The sequence below is a fragment of the Acinetobacter sp. ANC 5600 genome (genome assembly GCF_002018395.1).
Lineage (GTDB): Bacteria > Pseudomonadota > Gammaproteobacteria > Pseudomonadales > Moraxellaceae > Acinetobacter > Acinetobacter amyesii.
In genome coordinates this window covers 261,366-277,239 of sequence record NZ_MVKW01000001.1, presented here as the reverse complement: position 1 = coordinate 277,239, position 15,874 = coordinate 261,366, and the positions used below count along the sequence as shown (strand labels likewise).

Below are 15,874 nucleotides of genomic sequence, written 5' to 3'. Positions count from 1 at the left end.
GACACAGGTGATGTAGTGAGTGTGTGGAGTGAAGCGAATGGAATTACGACATTTACGTTATTTTGTGACGGTGGCGAAAGAACAGAGCTTTACCAAGGCAGCGGAAAAACTATTTACAGCACAACCATCACTCAGTCAGCAAATTAAATACTTAGAGCAAGAGGTTGGGTGCAATTATTTGAACGTTCTGCCCGAAAAGTCTTACTGACCGATGAAGGGCAGGCTTTTCTCAAATATGCCGAGCAAGCAATTCAAAATGCCAAACAAGCTGTAGCTGCAGCTCGCCACGTGGCGCAAGCTAAAAATAACCAAATACATATTGGCTTTTTAAATGTCGCAGAATTGAAAATTATGCCGAGTATTTTGGCGCAATTAAAACAACATATCCCTGATTTAAAAATTCATTTACATAGCTTGACGTGTACAGAGCAGATTCAAAAACTTAAAAATACTGAATTGGATATTAGTTTTACGCGATATCACTTAAGTCATGACGACTTTACCAATATTCAGGTTTTAAGTGAGCAGATCTATCTAGTCGGTGCAGCGCATCTGCATCCATCAGATCGAATCTTAAAACTTCAAGAATTAAAAAATCACACCATTATTATGTGTGAGCAAAATGCTTCTCCTGTGTTTTACGATACCTTAAATGCCTTGATTCCTTTTGATCAGCAACAACATGATCATATGCTGTGGGTGACCAATGTCATGCAGCATTTAAATTTGATTAATATGGGCATGGGCCTGAGTTTTGTGCCCGAATATTTACTCAAGTTTTTAAATGATTCGGTTAAAGTCATTCAAACAGATGTGGAATTACCGAAACTAGGTTTATATGCAACCTATCCGAATGCATCGAATAATGTTGCATTGAAAATGATTTACAGTGCTTTAAATAATGTAACTGCACAATAGCGTCTGGAATAACCAATGTTAAAACTGATTTATTATGTACCTGAGTCTCACTTAGAGTCGACTAAACTGGCCGTATTTGAAGCAGGAGCAGGCGGTATAGGCAACTATGAACACTGCGCGTGGCAAGTTTTAGGGAAGGGGCAATTTAAACCTGTAAAAGGCGCAAATCCTTTTATAGGTGAGTTGGATCAGCTTGAATCTATCCCTGAATGGCGTGTGGAAACCATAGTGCCTGAAGATAAAGCGAGTGAGGTCGCAAGGGCTTTAAAAGTAAGTCATCCTTATGAAGAGCCAGCATTTGAGTTTATTCAAATGGTGGATATTCAATTTTAATGATGCTTTTAAATTTTTAAGTTATAGAAAAAAGTAGATACACGAAGGGTGACATGGATGTAACCCGTTAGACAGAGATTCAAGGATGAATCTTCTGTCTAACAAGGGATTTTGGTTACTTTGATCCTTCAAAGTAACGTAATACCTACGCGTTATACACTAAAGTCACGTAGCTAATTGAGGTTGTGAGTATTCAATTGAAAGCAAGTTAAACCTTCTGAATAAATAAATCACGGTCAAAACGATACTGCGGGAAGAACACACCATCTTTAGCACGTTCACCTGCACCAATCACCATCACTGGGTATTGCTGAGCATTTAATCCTAAAATCTTCTTCACCAAAGGTTCATCAAAACCTTCCATCATACAACTGTCAAAACCATAGGCGCGTAAAGCCAAAACTAAGTTTTCACAAGCCAATGCTGTAGTTTTGCTCGCCCAAAGTTTTGCATCTGCTTCATTAAAAGCTGTTACAGGCAATTGTTTATCCAGTGTACGTGCTACTTTGAAAGCTACTTTCTTAAAGTTACCTAAGGCGTTGAAGTAACCTGTTTTATAGTTATAAGGAATAAACTTGTAATATTTCTGCACAGCTGCAGGTGCTTCAGGAAATGGGAATTCGGAAATATTACGTTTTGCCATTTCATCTACACGGTCGGTACGCGCGACACAGACAATCAATTCAGCAGCAGTTTTTGCAGCTAGTTGCCCTAAGCAAGCTTTCACCAATTGTTTTTTCTTTGCAGGGTTCTGAACGACATAGAATGTCCACGGTTGTAAATTCGATGAATTCGGTGCAAGCAAGGCGAGGTCTAAGCATTCATCTAAAACGTCGTTTGGAATGGCCTTGTCGGTAAACTTACGTACAGAACGACGGCTTTGTACAACTTTTTTAAAATTCTCGATATCGATGCCTTCAGGCGCAGGCTCGTAGTAGCGTTTCTTTTCAGGTTTAGTTTCAGTTTGTGATACTGCAGTCATGTGGAAACATCCAGTTTTTTAATTTAGAAAATAGATTGGGGCTGAGATGAAAAAAACCACCCAAATATGAGTGGTTTTTTAGTTCCATTAAAACATTAATTGAACTGAGAGAAGTCAGGTTTGCGTTTTTGCATAAAGGCGGCAACAGCTTCCATCATTTCTGGAGAGCCTACTCGATCCATGAAAATTTCAGCTTCATGGTCAATCCATGCCACGATTTCATCTACATTATGTTTCATTAATGCTTTTGATTGAACCAAAGATGCTAGTGGAAGTGCAGATAACTGTGCTGCTTTTTTCGCAGCTGTCGCATAAGCATCTTCTTCAATGCTATTGACCAAATTTGCTGAAAGCGCTGTCGCACTATCAAACTTCTGAGCAGTTAACAGTAATTCCGCCGCTTTATGGTAGCCGGCTTGTTGAACCAATAGCTTGCTCGATGCACCTTCAGGCGATAGACCAAGGCTCACAAACGGAATTTGGAATAGGGCAGTATTGTCGCTGTAGACAAGATCGCAATGAAGCAGAATCGTAACACCAATCCCAATGGCAACACCGCGAACCGCAGCAATCAGCGGCTTAGAAAATTGAGCAGCAGATTTTAACAAAATAAAAGGTGCGCCTTCTGAAGCTGGAGCTTGTCCTTTTTGAGCAGCAGATTTCATAAAATCTTGCATGTCATTGCCCGCACTGAAGTCTGCATCTTGACCACGGAGTACTACTACACGCACTGAAGTATCTTGATCAGCTTCATCTAATGCTTTTGCAATCCACAGATATAATTCTGTATACAGCGCGTTCTTCGCCTGAGGTCGGTTAATGGCTAAGGTCAGTACGCCATTGTCCAAATTCGCATTCAAATGTTCATGGGGTTGTTGAATACAGCTCAGTGTCATCGTACTATCCTTGCGTAAAAGTTTCGTTTTGATTTTATGCTCGACATTATGTCGCATATTTCAGCCTGTGGCACAACTGCTCAGTTCATAAAAAGTTTGATTTGATATGAAATATACATTTGATTATTTGGTTTTCATTGGGCGTTTTCAGCCGTTCCATTTAGCGCATTTGCAAACCATTAAAATTGCCTTGCAACAAAGTCAATATGTGCTTTTAGCACTGGGTTCGGCGCAAAATGAACGTAATATCAAAAATCCATTTTTGGCCGTAGAACGTGAGCAGATGATCTTGTCGAATTTTTCAGAGCAAGATCAGAAGCGAATCAAGTTTGTGCATGTGATTGATGTATATAACGATGAAAAATGGCAAAAGTTAGTCAAATCTTTGGTAGATGATGTAGTTGAAACGAATGCAAAAGTCGGTTTGATCGGGCATTTTAAAGATGATTCTTCTTATTATTTAAAATTCTTCCCCGAGTGGAAAATGGTTGAGCTGGATAGTCTAGAAGGGGCGATTTCTGCGACACCAGTACGTGAAGCGTATTTTCGTGGTGAAATTGAACGAGATGCCTTTCCTCAAGGTACCATTGATTTTTTGCAAAAATTTCAACAGACAGACATTTATAAACAACTTCAACACAAATTTATGACTCAGGATAAAACAAATCTGCTATAAAAAAACGCTAAATTTCTACCACCACAATGGAGTAAAAAAATAAACATTGCAGTGATTTTAAGCTGTGTTTTATTCAGGAGAAAAACATGAATTTGCGTCACGGAACTTTAGCAAAATATATGGGAGCCTTCGCTTTATGCTGCGTATTTCCCCTACATGCTGCTGAATGGACGCTAACGCCTAATAGTCAGGTCACATTTGGCATTAAATCTGTGGGCTTATCTATTGTTGAAGGACGCTTTAATAAGGTTCAGTCGAATCTTAAGTTTGATCCTGAAGTTCCGCATAAAGGTTCAGCGCATTTAGTGTTAGATGTGGATAGCATCAGTTTTAGTAACCCAAGCTTGAAAGGATTAATCTTGGGGAGCGAATATTTTGATGCTGCTGAATTTAAGCAAGTGAAGTTTGTCAGTAAACAAATCGAACCAGTCGCTTATGCCAAGTATATGATTCGAGGGGATCTCACCATTCGTGGCATCACTAAACCTGTGATCTTTGATACCACACTTGCCCCTAGTCCACAAAATCCAAAAGTGTTGGATGTTCAATCTTTAGCAACCATTAAACGTAGTGATTTTGGTATGCGTAAAGCACTTGGTGGTGTTGGTGAGCAAGTATTGATACAGCTCAAAGGCCAATGGCGGATTGAATAACCCTATTTTGCTGGCTTCAACACATATGATCTTTGGCGTGTTGTAGCATAACAGCAGTTATTTTCTGTAATTGAATTGATTGTTGGTTCCAATGATGCCAATACAAGGCTAAATCAATACTGAGTTCTGTTGAAAGCTCTATCAATTTTCCCGCTGCTAATAAGTCTTTGCTTTGATAGTCGGGTAACCATCCATAGCCCAAGCCCATCGTAATGGCATCAAAAAATGCAGTTGAAGAGGGAATGAAATGATGCGGATATTGTGAAGGATTGAGCCCGAAATTCTTCTGAATCGATTGCGTATGTAGGTCATCTTTCTCATTAAAAATCAGTGCAGGCGCAGCCCTTAAGGCATTTCGTGTCACGCCTTGACCGAACCATCTTTGGATAAAATCAGGGGTTGCTACAAATCGATAATGCATTTCACCCAGATATTCTGCAATGCAGCCCTTCATGGCTTCCGATTCTGTTGTGACACAGGCATTGACTAGTCCTGCTTCTAATAAATGATGTGTTTGTGACTGATCATCGACCTGAAAATGAATCACGATTTTTTCTTCAATTAAGAGATCTTTGAGTAGCGGAAGCAACCATGTCGCAAGTGAGTCTGCATTGGTTGCAATATTGACTTGATAGAAAGCATTCGCCGTTTGTCCTGTTAGATTTTGCAGAAAATTATGTTCTAGTAATTTGCTGTGTTGTAGATAATGCAATAAAGATTGGCCTGCGAGTGTTGGGCGGCAGGGCCGTTCACGCACAATGAGTACATGACCTAATTTCTTTTCTAAGGTTTGCAGCCTGAGCGTGACCGCAGATGCCGTAATGTTTAAACGCAGTGCCGCTTGTTCAAAGCTTCCTGTTTCAGCAACTGCAAGAAAAGCTTCGCTATGTTTGCTTTGTAACATGAGTCACCTATGAGCATTAGAAATTTTATAAACTAAGAAAAACTTAGTTATAATGATATTTATTTATAAATACTTATTTTTAACAATAAGCTTGGATAATAGCAACATTCATTTAATGCTTTGAAAGTGTAGTTAAAAAATGTTGCACAGTTATATGCAAGGGCTCGCAATTGGATTTAGCCTAATTATCGCGATTGGTGCGCAAAATGCGTTTATTCTCAAGCAGGGGTTAAAAAAGCAGTATGTCTTTTGGCTTTGTGCTATTTGCGCAGCTTCTGATTCGATACTCATCTTATTGGGTGTACTCGGATTCTCCCAATTGGTTGAGAGTTATCCGGAAATTGTGAGTGTTGCGAAATATTTGGGCGCAACTTTTTTAGCAGTTTATGGAGCACAGCATTTTCTGCAAGCCTTCAAAACTTCGAGCAGTTTAGCGCCCAGTGAGAAGAATGAAACCAAACTATTGAAGTTGGTGCTGATTTGCTTGGCTTTAACGTGGTTAAATCCACATGTGTATCTCGATACGGTTGTGCTGATTGGATCTATTTCCACGAAGTTTGAATCGACAGCCGTATATTTTGCGATTGGGGCAATTACAGCTTCATGGGTATTTTTCTTTGTCCTCGGATTTGGTGCGCGCTATTTATTACCGCTCTTCCAAAGTGCAAAGGCATGGAAAGTTTTAGATTTTATTATTGGCGTTGTGATGTGGGGAATTGCAATTTCATTATTGCTCTAGTTAGAAGCTCTTATTAAGTTTGAGCCCATTCCTATAGGAGCAGGCTCAAATCATTACTTTTATGCTGCTTGTAGTGCTTTTAAATCTTCTAAGACTTGTTCTGCATGGCCTGCAGCTTTGACTTTGCGATATTCTTTTACCAGCTTGCCATGATGGAAAATAAAGGTTGAACGTTCGATGCCCATAACCTTTTTGCCATACATATTTTTTTCTTTAATCACGTCAAAATGCTGACATAGCACTTCTTCTTTATCACTGATTAAATCAATGCTTAGATTTTGCTTTTCAGTGAAGTTTTGATGGGCTTTAACCGAGTCACGAGAAATGCCGTAGATTGGGGTATTAAGCGCATCAAACTGATCTTTTAAGCATGAAAACCCAATGGCTTGCGTCGTACAACCCGGTGTTGAATCTTTAGGATAGAAGTAGACGATCAGCCAGTCATTATTTAGTTCTGCAAGGTTGACTTCACCAGTCGTTGTTGGAAAGGTTTGATTTGGTAAGCTAATTTCAGTCATGAAGATTTCCTTTTTCATGTCTTATCCCTAAACGGGCTTAAACAAAGTATGTGAAATATGACCATCATACAGAATTTACTTTGAACTTAAAGCAATAAAAAAGCCTGCAATTGCAGGCTTTTTTAAGACGAAAAATTATTTTTTCGCTTGAGCAGATTTCATTGCTTCTTCAGTTAAATTTTTTAATTTACCTGTTAACTGAGGACCGAAACATGCTTGAAGGTCTTTATTTTGTTTTTGAACAAAAGCGAGTGTTGCAGGGCTTTTCTTCTGGTTGATTGTGCTTTGGATTTCCCATTTTTGAGCATTGGTTAAACGACCATCTGCTTCAACAGCACAAGTACAGTATTTGCTAACTTCAGCGGCAGTTAGTTTTTTACCTTTGCCAGTTTCTTCTTTACAAACATTAATTAACGAAGATTTTACGTTAGTGCTCTTATATGCTTGTTGAAGCTTGTCGTTGTCAGCGTGTGCAACTGAAGCAAACAATGCAGCTGCAGAGAAAGCAGCAGAAAGAATAATGTTTGATTTTAAATTTTTCATAAACCCTACCTTGTTATTTCGGTATGTAACGTGTCGGATCTTCAACACCTGCGTCAACGAAACCTTGTTTACGAAGACGGCAGCTATCGCATTTACCGCAAGCACGACCTTGGTCATCTGCTTGATAGCAAGACACCGTTTGACTGTAGTCTACGCCATGTTCTATACCTAAGCGAATGATATTTGCTTTGGATAAATGTAACAGAGGTGTTTCAAATTTAAGTGGTTTTCCTTCAACGCCAACCTTTGTTGCAAGGCGAGCCATGTTGGCAAATGCTTCGATAAACTCTGGACGACAGTCTGGATAGCCTGAGTAATCAACTGCATTAATACCAATGACAATCGCTTCTGCACCAAAAACTTCCGCCGCAGCTAAAGCATATGACAAGAAAATAGTGTTACGCGCTGGTACATAAGTTACAGGAATACCGGCTTGTTCATGATCAGGAACTTCAATGCTATGGTCAGTTAACGCAGAGCCACCTAAGTTACCTAAATCGATATTAATGACACGATGTTCTACACCAGCCTGCTTAGTTAACTCACGAGCAGCATCCAGTTCTGTCGTAGAACGTTGACCATACATAAAACTCAAGGCGATACATTCATAACGCGCTTGAGCCCAAGCTAAACAAGTGGTTGAGTCTAAGCCGCCAGACAATAAAACTATGGCACGAGGGCGCATATGCATTACTCCAAATAATTCTTTAAAACTTAACGACCAGTTTCATCGTTCCAAAGCAACTTATGTAATTGCAATTGGAAGCGAACAGGGAGATGGTCTTCTAAAATCCATTGTGCTAAATCACGTGCAAGCTGAGGTAAGCGAACAGCGCCTTTCTCAACGGCAAAGGCCGGAGAGAACCAAATAGTGCTGACCTTTTCGTTTAGCTTATAGCGCTCAACTTGCTGTTTTGACCATTCATAGTCTTCACGATTACAAATCACAAATTTGATCTGATCATGCGCTGTTAAATGGTCGAAGTTGCTAAGCAAGTTTCGTGCAACTTCACCCGATGTCGGGGTTTTTAAATCCATAACCTTTGAAACACGTGGGTCAACTTTAGACACATCTAAAGCACCGCTGGTTTCTAAAGAGACTTCGCAGCCTAAATCGGCCAGACGAGTCATGAGGGGAAGGGCGTTCGGTTGAGCAAGCGGCTCACCACCCGTCACGCAAATATAAGGGGTTTTAAAATCTAAAGTAGTTTGAATAATTTCTTCTAATGATTGGCGTTCACCGCCTTCAAACGAATAGGTTGTATCACAATAAGTGCAACGTAACGGACAGCCCGTTAAGCGGATAAAGACCGTAGGCAAACCTGCGGTATTGGCTTCACCTTGCAATGAATAAAAAATCTCCGTAATACGTAAACCCGCAGACGGATCAGAAACAGGAATAGCGGAAGATCGAAGGGTATTCATAGCAAAATTAACCAGATATAAAAAAACAAAAAATCTCTACGATTATTGCTAACCGTAGAGACGAGGAGCGATAGAAGCTCCACGGAACACGAATGCTCCGCTGAAATAAAACTTAGTCTTCGCGTAATAATTCGTTCAAGCTTGTTTTCGCACGAGTTTTCGCGTCAACTTTTTTCACGATTACTGCAGCATATAGGCTGTATTTACCGCATTTAGAAGGCAGGCTGCCAGAAACCACAACAGAGCCAGCAGGAACACGGCCGTAATGGATTTCGCCAGTTTCACGGTCATAAATCTTAGTCGATTGACCAATGAATACACCCATTGAAATCACAGAACCTTCTTCTACGATTACGCCTTCAACGATTTCAGAACGTGCACCGATGAAGCAGTTATCTTCAATAATTGTTGGATTCGCTTGAAGTGGTTCAAGAACGCCACCAATACCAACGCCACCAGATAAGTGAACATTTTTACCAATTTGAGCACATGAACCAACAGTTGCCCATGTATCAACCATTGTACCTTCGTCAACATATGCACCAATATTGACATATGAAGGCATCAATACAACATTTTTTGCTTGGAAAGAACCTTTACGTGCTACAGCAGGTGGTACTACACGTACACCAGCAGCTTTAAATTGTTCTTCAGTCCAGTCAGAGAACTTAGTGTCAACTTTGTCATAGAAGCGTAAGTCACAAGCTTCCATTGGTTTGTTGTCGTTCAATTTGAATGAAAGCAAAACGGCTTTTTTCACCCATTGATGAACAATCCATTCACCATCAATTTTTTCAGCAACACGTAATGTACCGTTATCTAGGCCAGCGATCACTTCTTCTACTGCTGTACGTACTTCAGCAGGACAGTCAGCTGCAGTGAAATTAGCACGGTCTTCAAACGCTTGTTCAATGATTGTTGAAAGCTGAGACATGTTCTTCCATCCAGAAAAAAATTTTCCAAGATTTTACACTAAATCGAGTTAAAAATAGATGGTAAATCGGCCTAGGATCGGAATTAATTATTAAGCAAGTACTAAAACCAAGAAATTAAGAGTGATGAATTTAGCATTTTCATAAGGTTTGTATAAAAAATACGCAAAATATACAGAATTGTTCCTTAACATCATTATTATATTTAAAAAAATGAAACAAAAAATCTTTATTAATCAATATTAAAATCTAAATGTATCAAAAGTTAACAAAAAATCAGTAAATTTGCATAAATGTTGAGCTGTGTTTCCTTTTAACATGTGCCATATAACAAGTCTGTAAAATCTGAATAACAGTTTATTTTGAGGAGAAACACATGAAATCATTACGTTTATTAACAGTAGCTGCTCTACTTACTGCTGCAGGTACTGCAATGGCAGATACCTCTGTAGTTCATGATGGCTATGCATTTGATCAAAACCAACTTATCCCAACTGGCGCTCGTCTAGAAGTGGGTACGACTGGTTATGGTGGTGCGTTACTTTGGACTGCGAACCCATACGTCGGCCTTGCTTTAGGTTATAACGGTGGTGATATTTCATGGTCAGATGACTTATCTGTAGATGGCGTAAAATACGACATGGATATGGATAACAAAGTTGGTTACTTAAATGCAGAAGTACGTCCTTGGGGTGCAAGTGCTAATCCATGGGCTCAAGGTCTTTATGTTGCTGCGGGTGTAGGTTATATCGACACTGAATATGGCTTGAAATCTACAGCGAAAAGCGGTGAAATCGAAATTGATGGTAAAGAAACTTCTTTTGAACGTCTAAACGGTAAAGTATCTTACGATAACGATATCGCACCATACCTAGGTCTTGGTTTTGCACCAAAATTGAATAAAAACTGGGGCGTATTCGGTGAAGTAGGTGCTTATTACACTGGTAACCCAACTGCAAAATTAACGGCTGTTGGTGGTACTCCTGCTGACCGCGAATTACTTGCTGACCATGAACGTAGCATCGAACAAGATGACAAATACGAATGGCTTCCAGTAGGTAAAGTAGGTGTGAGCTACCATTGGTAAGTTCTTACTGAAACAAAAAAAAACGAGCTTCGGCTCGTTTTTTTGTTTTTAGAAAGCGTTTAAAATCTGTGACCAAATTTCAGACCATAGATCATGGCATCATTGTCTGAGACACTTGCAAGACCTGAAATATGAGATGTTTCAGTATTCGATGGTTTTGAGAGTGTCATATAATACAGGCCAGTCGCTAGAAAATTGTTCGGGTTAAATTTATGCATCATACCTAAACCTAAACCTCGATAGCCATCACTTGGGTTTAAGGTAGACGCCGCATTTCTTGTCCCGTTGTCCCAAATAAACTCTGCAGCAGCGAGCCAACTCGGATTCAATTGATGTGCAATCCCTAACTTTCCTGACCATTGATCTTTCTGATATTCCACCAATTGGATATCAGCTAAATCACGGTATTGTGGATCGAGTGCTGCATATTGAAGCACGGCATTAAACTGCGGTGGCTGAATGTTGAAATCTTTCCAATTAATCCACCGAACTGTGCCATATACAACATTGTGTGGGCTAATGGCTGTTTGAAAATCAAAATTGACGCTTTGTGGCGTTTGAATTGAGGTATGGGTGTCAAGTACTAATTGAAAAGGACCATTTGAATATAAAGTTGATTCAGAGGTCTTATTTTCATGTTTGATTTTTGAACGATAGGTTAGGCTAGTTTTAATAGCATATTCAGGGATTTGATAACTGAATCCGAGCAGCCAACCAAGCGCTTCATCTTGTTTAAAATCGGCATGGTAGCCATTGAGAGCAGCATATTGTTGTCCAGAAATTTTTAAATCACCTTTAAATGTTTGTAGGCTTAAACCGCTATAAATATTCCAATTATTATTGGGTTGATAGCCTACCAGTCCAGTTAGGTTATGCGTTCTAAAGTTAATATCGGCGCTTTCAATATCGATATTTGAGCTATCTGGTAAGCGAGGACTATATTGATAACTGATATCAGTATGAAAAGGTTGCTCATAAATTACTCCCGCAGAAATATTTTCATGTGCTTGAATTTTGAGTGCCAATTTCCCAGAAAATTGTTGATGGGCGAGATTCCCTGTAGAAAAATCAGTTACGCCTAGTTCACTAATTGAAGCTTGGTTCTGTACTTTCCCGTCAATTTGAGCATCAACATAAGCGAAACTGGCTTCAGTATAATTTCCGGGTTCAAGAAAGGCCGAGATCGATTGATCCGAGTTTTCTATCCCTGCTGCATACATGATTTGTATGGGGCAGACGATACCGACTGCCACTGCGACGAATTGATTTTTCATAAAGTCCTGGCTTATGGGTCGGAAGTAATGAGGTTTTAATTTTTATTGTTTTGGATGTATTTTAATCACAATTAAAAATAAAGCCAAGAAAACCTAGATAAAATATGTGTTTACCAAAAAAAGAGGACAGCAGGTGTCCTCTTTAATTCGTTAATTGGCCTATCAGTCTTCTGGGTAAGCGACTTTTTTCAACGCTTTGATGTCAGCATCTGGTGAACATAAAGAAATAAACTCATAGCCATAACCGCGTAGTAAATGTCCTTTGCGAACAGCAATCCAAGTGGTATTAACACCAAAAATATCGGTAGGAATTTGTTTTAAACGGTAATCTCGTTCTGGGTCATATGCCACATCGTTGACAATACCCACTCCCATATTAAGTTCAACATAGGTTTTAATAACGTCTGCATCAAGTGCGGACATCACGATATCAACATCAAAGCCTGAATCTTCAAAGGCTTTATCAATTTTTGAACGACCTGTAAAACCACCGTGATAGGTAATAATTGGATAGTTCGATAAATCTTCAATGGTGATATTTGATTTTTGGGTCAGTGGGTGCTCTTTAGGCGTAATGATGCTGTGTTGCCAGTTGTAGTAAGGCACGCTTGCCAGGTTATCTTCATTGGTTAATGATTCGGTTGCGATCCCGATATCCGCTTCACCTTGAAGGAGCATTTCTGTAATTTCAATAGGGCTTGCTTGTTGCAAAATTAGATGAACTTTTGGAAATTCTTTTTTAAATTGGTTCACAATCGGCGGCAAGACATAACGTGCTTGCGTATGTGTGGTCGCAATCGTCAATGTCCCTTCATCTACTTTGTTGAAGTCATCTGCTAGACGTTTAATATTGTCTGCATCTACAAGCATGCGTTCAACGATACCCAATAATGACTGGCCTGGTTCGGTTAAACCGAGTAAACGTTTACCTTTACGGATGAACAGCTGTACACCAAGTTCATCTTCTAGATCTTTGATGTGTTTACTCACGCCTGACTGCGAAGTGTAAAGTGCAGCAGATGCTTCTGTTAAATTAAAATTCTGACGTACGGTTTCTCGAATAATTCTTAATTGTTGGAAATTCATAATTTTATTTTACCTTAAAAGCAAGTGGGGCTTGTGACGGCCCCAACTTTTTGTTTTATGCAACTTGGTTTTCAAATAAATGCAAGTTTGTTGCACTTAACCATACCGTTTGATTTGGGCGGAATTGATGCGCTTTCGCTTCATCAGCCGTTAATGAAATTTCGATCAGATTGCCTTGGCGGTCATGCAGTTCAGCAATGACTTTACCTGCAATCCAAAGCTCACGTACAAAAGTCGCTTGGATGGCATTTTCTTGCGGCTGTGCATGAATACGCAGTTCATCCGGACGAGCAAAGGCAATGACATTGCCTTGCGGTGCATTGGCATTTTGTGGCAACAAAATTCGGTCTTCACCAATTTGTATTAGGCCATTGCTATTTTGACCTTCAAAACGGTTGGCTTGACCTAAAAAGTCAAATACAAACGGTGTTGCAGGTTTTTCATAAACTTCACGTGGCGAGCCAATCTGTTCTACGTTACCTTTATTCATCACAATGATTTGATCGGCCACTTCAAGCGCTTCTTCTTGGTCATGGGTCACGAAAATAGAGGTAATGTGGAGTTCGTCATGCAAGGTACGTAACCAGCGGCGTAATTCTTTACGAACTTTGGCATCCAATGCACCAAAAGGTTCATCCAGTAATAACACACGCGGCTCAACCGCTAATGCACGTGCTAAGGCAATACGTTGGCGTTGACCACCTGAAAGCTGAGCTGGGTAACGGTCAGCCAAGAAACCAAGTTGAACAAGATCAAGTAAACGAGTAACCCGTTTTTTGATTTCAGCTTCATTTGGACGCGTTGCACGTGGGCGTACGCGTAAACCAAAAGCAATGTTGTCAAATACGGTCATATGACGGAATAGTGCATAATGTTGGAATACAAAACCAACTTCACGTTCACGGACATGAACTTTAGTGGCATCTTCACCTTCTAGAATGACTTGACCGCCATCAGCAGATTCAAGTCCTGCAATGATACGGAGCAGGGTGGTTTTACCACAGCCTGATGGGCCAAGCAACGCAACGAGCTGGCCATCAGGGAAATCTAAAGAGATATTTTTAAGTGCATGGAATGCACCAAAGTGTTTTTCAATATTTTTTACTTGAATACTCATGAGGTCATTCCTTAAGAAACTTGTGAATCTTCTTTACGCTTGTCTTGTCGTTCCTGACGTAGTTCAACCCATGTTTTTAAAATCAGGGTCACAATCGCCAAGAGCGCTAATAGTGAAGACACAGCAAAAGCAGCACTAAAGGTATATTCGTTATAAAGGATTTCTACGTGTAGCGGTAAGGTGTTGGTTTCGCCGCGAATGTGACCTGAAACCACAGAAACAGCACCAAACTCACCCATTGCACGTGCATTACAGAGAATCACGCCGTAGATTAAGCCCCATTTGATATTTGGAAGTGTCACTTTCCAGAATGTCTGCCATCCTGAAGCACCCAATACGATTGCTGCTTCTTCTTCCTCAGTCCCTTGAGCTTCCATTAATGGAATCAACTCACGTGCCACAAAAGGAACGGTAATAAACACAGTAGCAAGGACAATGGCTGGAACGGCATATAAAATTTTGATGTCGTTATCCATCAGCCAGCCGCCTAACCAACCTTGAGTACCAAAAATCAATACCAACATTAAGCCAGCAATAACTGGAGAGACTGAAAATGGCATATCAATAATCGTGGTTAAAATAGATTTACCACGGAAATTAAACTTGGCAACAGACCATGCCGCAGCTACACCAAAGACGACGTTCAACGGTACGGCAATCACAGCTGTAAGTAACGTAAGTTTTACTGCTGATAATGTATCTGGATGTACCAGTGCTTGGAAGTAAACGCCAACACCTTGTTTAAAGGCTTCAACGAAAACCAAAACCAATGGCAGAATCAGGCAGCTTAAGAAGAAAATTAAAGCAATGATGATCAGGGTATAACGAACCCATGTCGGTTCACGCGTTGCATCACGCGACTGTAATTTTTCCGCAAGCGCATTACTGTTCGTATTCATCGTGCAGTTCTCCCTGTACGGCGACTTGCCCATGCTTGAACCAAGTTAATTAAGAATAAAATGGCAAAAGAAATCACCAGCATCACAACAGCAATCGTGGTCGCACCTGCATAATCATATTCTTCAAGGCGAGAGATAATCATCAATGGGGCAATTTCAGTCTTGAAGGGTTGGTTACCTGCGATAAAAATCACCGATCCATATTCACCCACACCACGAGCAAATGCCAGAGCAAAACCTGTTAACAGCGCAGGAAATAGAATAGGTAAGATCACTTTGGTCACGATCTGAAAGCGGTTTGCGCCCAGTGCCGAAGCTGCTTCTTCAAGTTCAGTTTCTAGATCACTCAGTACAGGCTGTACAGTGCGAACCACAAAAGGAATACCAATAAAGATGAGGGCTAAGGTAATACCGATCGGGGTATATGCGACTTTAATGCCAATAGGTTCAAGGTACTGACCGATCCAACCAGTCGGTGCATATAACGAAGTCAATGCAATACCCGCAACGGCAGTTGGCAATGCAAAAGGTAAATCAACCAATGCATCGACAATACGTTTACCCGGGAAGGTATAACGAACCAAACACCATGCTAAGAGCAAACCAAAAACCACATTAACTAGCGCAGCAATAATGGCGGCACTAAAACTCAGTTGTAACGATTTTAAAATACGTTCTGAGCTTAAAATCTCCCATAGTCCATCCCAACCGATACCTAAAGATTTAATAAATACGGCCGAAAGGGGAATGAGCACAATTAAGGATAAATACGCTAGGGTAAAGCCTAGAGAAAGACCAAATCCTGGCAGCACTCGGGATCGCTGCGACATGATGACTCCTCAAAATGAGAAAAGCTGACTTAAAAGGTCAGCAAAATTGAATAAATGATTTT

At 40.2% G+C, this 15,874-nt stretch carries 18 protein-coding genes and 1 pseudogene; 6 read left to right on the top strand and 13 right to left on the bottom strand.

Features of this window, described 5'->3' with window-relative positions; genetic code table 11:
* Positions 1-37 precede the first annotated feature (37 nt).
* Together B1201_RS01435 and B1201_RS01430 are read left to right on the top strand one after the other, a co-directional pair.
* A pseudogene (locus B1201_RS01435) lies at positions 38-918 on the top strand (LysR family transcriptional regulator).
* 15 nt (positions 919-933) lie between these two features.
* Entirely contained in the window at positions 934-1,251 is a 318-nt protein-coding gene (locus tag B1201_RS01430) for an NGG1p interacting factor NIF3 (RefSeq protein WP_078192030.1), read from the top strand.
* Positions 1,252-1,459: 208 nt separating this feature from the next.
* Here B1201_RS01430 and B1201_RS01425 read toward each other — a convergent pair whose 3' ends face one another.
* Together B1201_RS01425 and B1201_RS01420 are read right to left on the bottom strand one after the other, a co-directional pair.
* A complete protein-coding gene (locus B1201_RS01425) occupies positions 1,460-2,233 on the bottom strand; it encodes a nitroreductase family protein (RefSeq protein WP_078192029.1) in 774 nt (257 codons plus the stop codon).
* A gap of 95 nt (positions 2,234-2,328) precedes the next feature.
* Positions 2,329-3,129, bottom strand: coding sequence for an enoyl-CoA hydratase-related protein (locus tag B1201_RS01420; RefSeq protein ID WP_078192396.1), 801 nt, complete (start codon positions 3,127-3,129; stop codon positions 2,329-2,331).
* Positions 3,130-3,235: 106 nt separating this feature from the next.
* Between B1201_RS01420 and B1201_RS01415 the strand changes: the two genes are divergently transcribed.
* Both B1201_RS01415 and B1201_RS01410 read left to right on the top strand, forming a co-directional pair.
* A complete protein-coding gene (locus B1201_RS01415; protein WP_078192028.1) occupies positions 3,236-3,805 on the top strand; it encodes a nicotinate-nicotinamide nucleotide adenylyltransferase in 570 nt (189 codons plus the stop codon).
* An 86-nt stretch (positions 3,806-3,891) separates the two neighbouring features.
* Positions 3,892-4,458: a YceI family protein gene (locus tag B1201_RS01410; RefSeq protein ID WP_078192027.1), complete on the top strand. Its 567-nt coding sequence runs from the start codon at positions 3,892-3,894 to the stop codon at positions 4,456-4,458.
* Between the two features lie 16 nt (positions 4,459-4,474).
* On the opposite strand, the gene B1201_RS01405 is transcribed toward B1201_RS01410, so the two are convergent.
* A complete protein-coding gene (locus tag B1201_RS01405) occupies positions 4,475-5,362 on the bottom strand; it encodes a LysR family transcriptional regulator ArgP (protein WP_078192026.1) in 888 nt (295 codons plus the stop codon).
* Between the two features lie 139 nt (positions 5,363-5,501).
* On the opposite strand from B1201_RS01405, the gene B1201_RS01400 reads away from it, so the two are divergent.
* Positions 5,502-6,101 carry a LysE/ArgO family amino acid transporter gene (locus B1201_RS01400; RefSeq protein ID WP_078192025.1) on the top strand — a complete coding sequence of 200 codons (600 nt, stop codon included), beginning with the start codon at positions 5,502-5,504 and terminating at the stop codon, positions 6,099-6,101.
* Positions 6,102-6,160: 59 nt separating this feature from the next.
* Here B1201_RS01400 and B1201_RS01395 read toward each other — a convergent pair whose 3' ends face one another.
* The 5 genes from B1201_RS01395 to dapD all read right to left on the bottom strand — a co-directional run bounded on the left by B1201_RS01395 (position 6,161) and on the right by dapD (position 9,521).
* On the bottom strand, positions 6,161-6,619 hold the full coding sequence (locus tag B1201_RS01395) for a peroxiredoxin (RefSeq protein WP_078192395.1): 459 nt from the start codon (positions 6,617-6,619) through the stop codon (positions 6,161-6,163).
* Positions 6,620-6,754: 135 nt separating this feature from the next.
* Positions 6,755-7,162 carry a hypothetical protein gene (locus B1201_RS01390; protein ID WP_078192024.1) on the bottom strand — a complete coding sequence of 136 codons (408 nt, stop codon included), beginning with the start codon at positions 7,160-7,162 and terminating at the stop codon, positions 6,755-6,757.
* Positions 7,163-7,175: 13 nt separating this feature from the next.
* Complete coding sequence (gene queC, locus B1201_RS01385; protein ID WP_078190349.1) at positions 7,176-7,847, bottom strand: 7-cyano-7-deazaguanine synthase QueC; 672 nt, start codon at positions 7,845-7,847, stop codon at positions 7,176-7,178.
* A 29-nt stretch (positions 7,848-7,876) separates the two neighbouring features.
* Positions 7,877-8,587 carry a 7-carboxy-7-deazaguanine synthase QueE gene (gene queE, locus B1201_RS01380; protein WP_078192023.1) on the bottom strand — a complete coding sequence of 237 codons (711 nt, stop codon included), beginning with the start codon at positions 8,585-8,587 and terminating at the stop codon, positions 7,877-7,879.
* A gap of 112 nt (positions 8,588-8,699) precedes the next feature.
* Positions 8,700-9,521: a 2,3,4,5-tetrahydropyridine-2,6-dicarboxylate N-succinyltransferase gene (dapD, locus tag B1201_RS01375; RefSeq protein ID WP_078192022.1), complete on the bottom strand. Its 822-nt coding sequence runs from the start codon at positions 9,519-9,521 to the stop codon at positions 8,700-8,702.
* Positions 9,522-9,895: 374 nt separating this feature from the next.
* On the opposite strand from dapD, the gene carO reads away from it, so the two are divergent.
* Entirely contained in the window at positions 9,896-10,606 is a 711-nt protein-coding gene (gene carO / locus B1201_RS01370) for an ornithine uptake porin CarO (RefSeq protein ID WP_078192021.1), read from the top strand.
* Between the two features lie 59 nt (positions 10,607-10,665).
* On the opposite strand, the gene B1201_RS01365 is transcribed toward carO, so the two are convergent.
* The 5 genes from B1201_RS01365 to cysT all read right to left on the bottom strand — a co-directional run bounded on the left by B1201_RS01365 (position 10,666) and on the right by cysT (position 15,812).
* Positions 10,666-11,880 carry an OmpP1/FadL family transporter gene (locus tag B1201_RS01365; protein WP_228144734.1) on the bottom strand — a complete coding sequence of 405 codons (1,215 nt, stop codon included), beginning with the start codon at positions 11,878-11,880 and terminating at the stop codon, positions 10,666-10,668.
* Positions 11,881-12,042: 162 nt separating this feature from the next.
* Positions 12,043-12,966 carry a CysB family HTH-type transcriptional regulator gene (locus B1201_RS01360; RefSeq protein ID WP_078192020.1) on the bottom strand — a complete coding sequence of 308 codons (924 nt, stop codon included), beginning with the start codon at positions 12,964-12,966 and terminating at the stop codon, positions 12,043-12,045.
* Between the two features lie 55 nt (positions 12,967-13,021).
* Positions 13,022-14,083, bottom strand: a complete 1,062-nt coding sequence (locus tag B1201_RS01355; RefSeq protein WP_078192019.1) for a sulfate/molybdate ABC transporter ATP-binding protein — start codon at positions 14,081-14,083, stop codon at positions 13,022-13,024.
* A gap of 11 nt (positions 14,084-14,094) precedes the next feature.
* Positions 14,095-14,982 (bottom strand): sulfate ABC transporter permease subunit CysW, encoded by an 888-nt coding sequence (gene cysW / locus B1201_RS01350; protein ID WP_078192018.1) that lies wholly within the window; start codon positions 14,980-14,982, stop codon positions 14,095-14,097.
* On the bottom strand, positions 14,979-15,812 hold the full coding sequence (cysT, locus tag B1201_RS01345) for a sulfate ABC transporter permease subunit CysT (RefSeq protein WP_078190342.1): 834 nt from the start codon (positions 15,810-15,812) through the stop codon (positions 14,979-14,981). Before cysT ends, cysW begins: the two co-directional genes overlap by 4 nt.
* Positions 15,813-15,874: the final 62 nt, after the last annotated feature.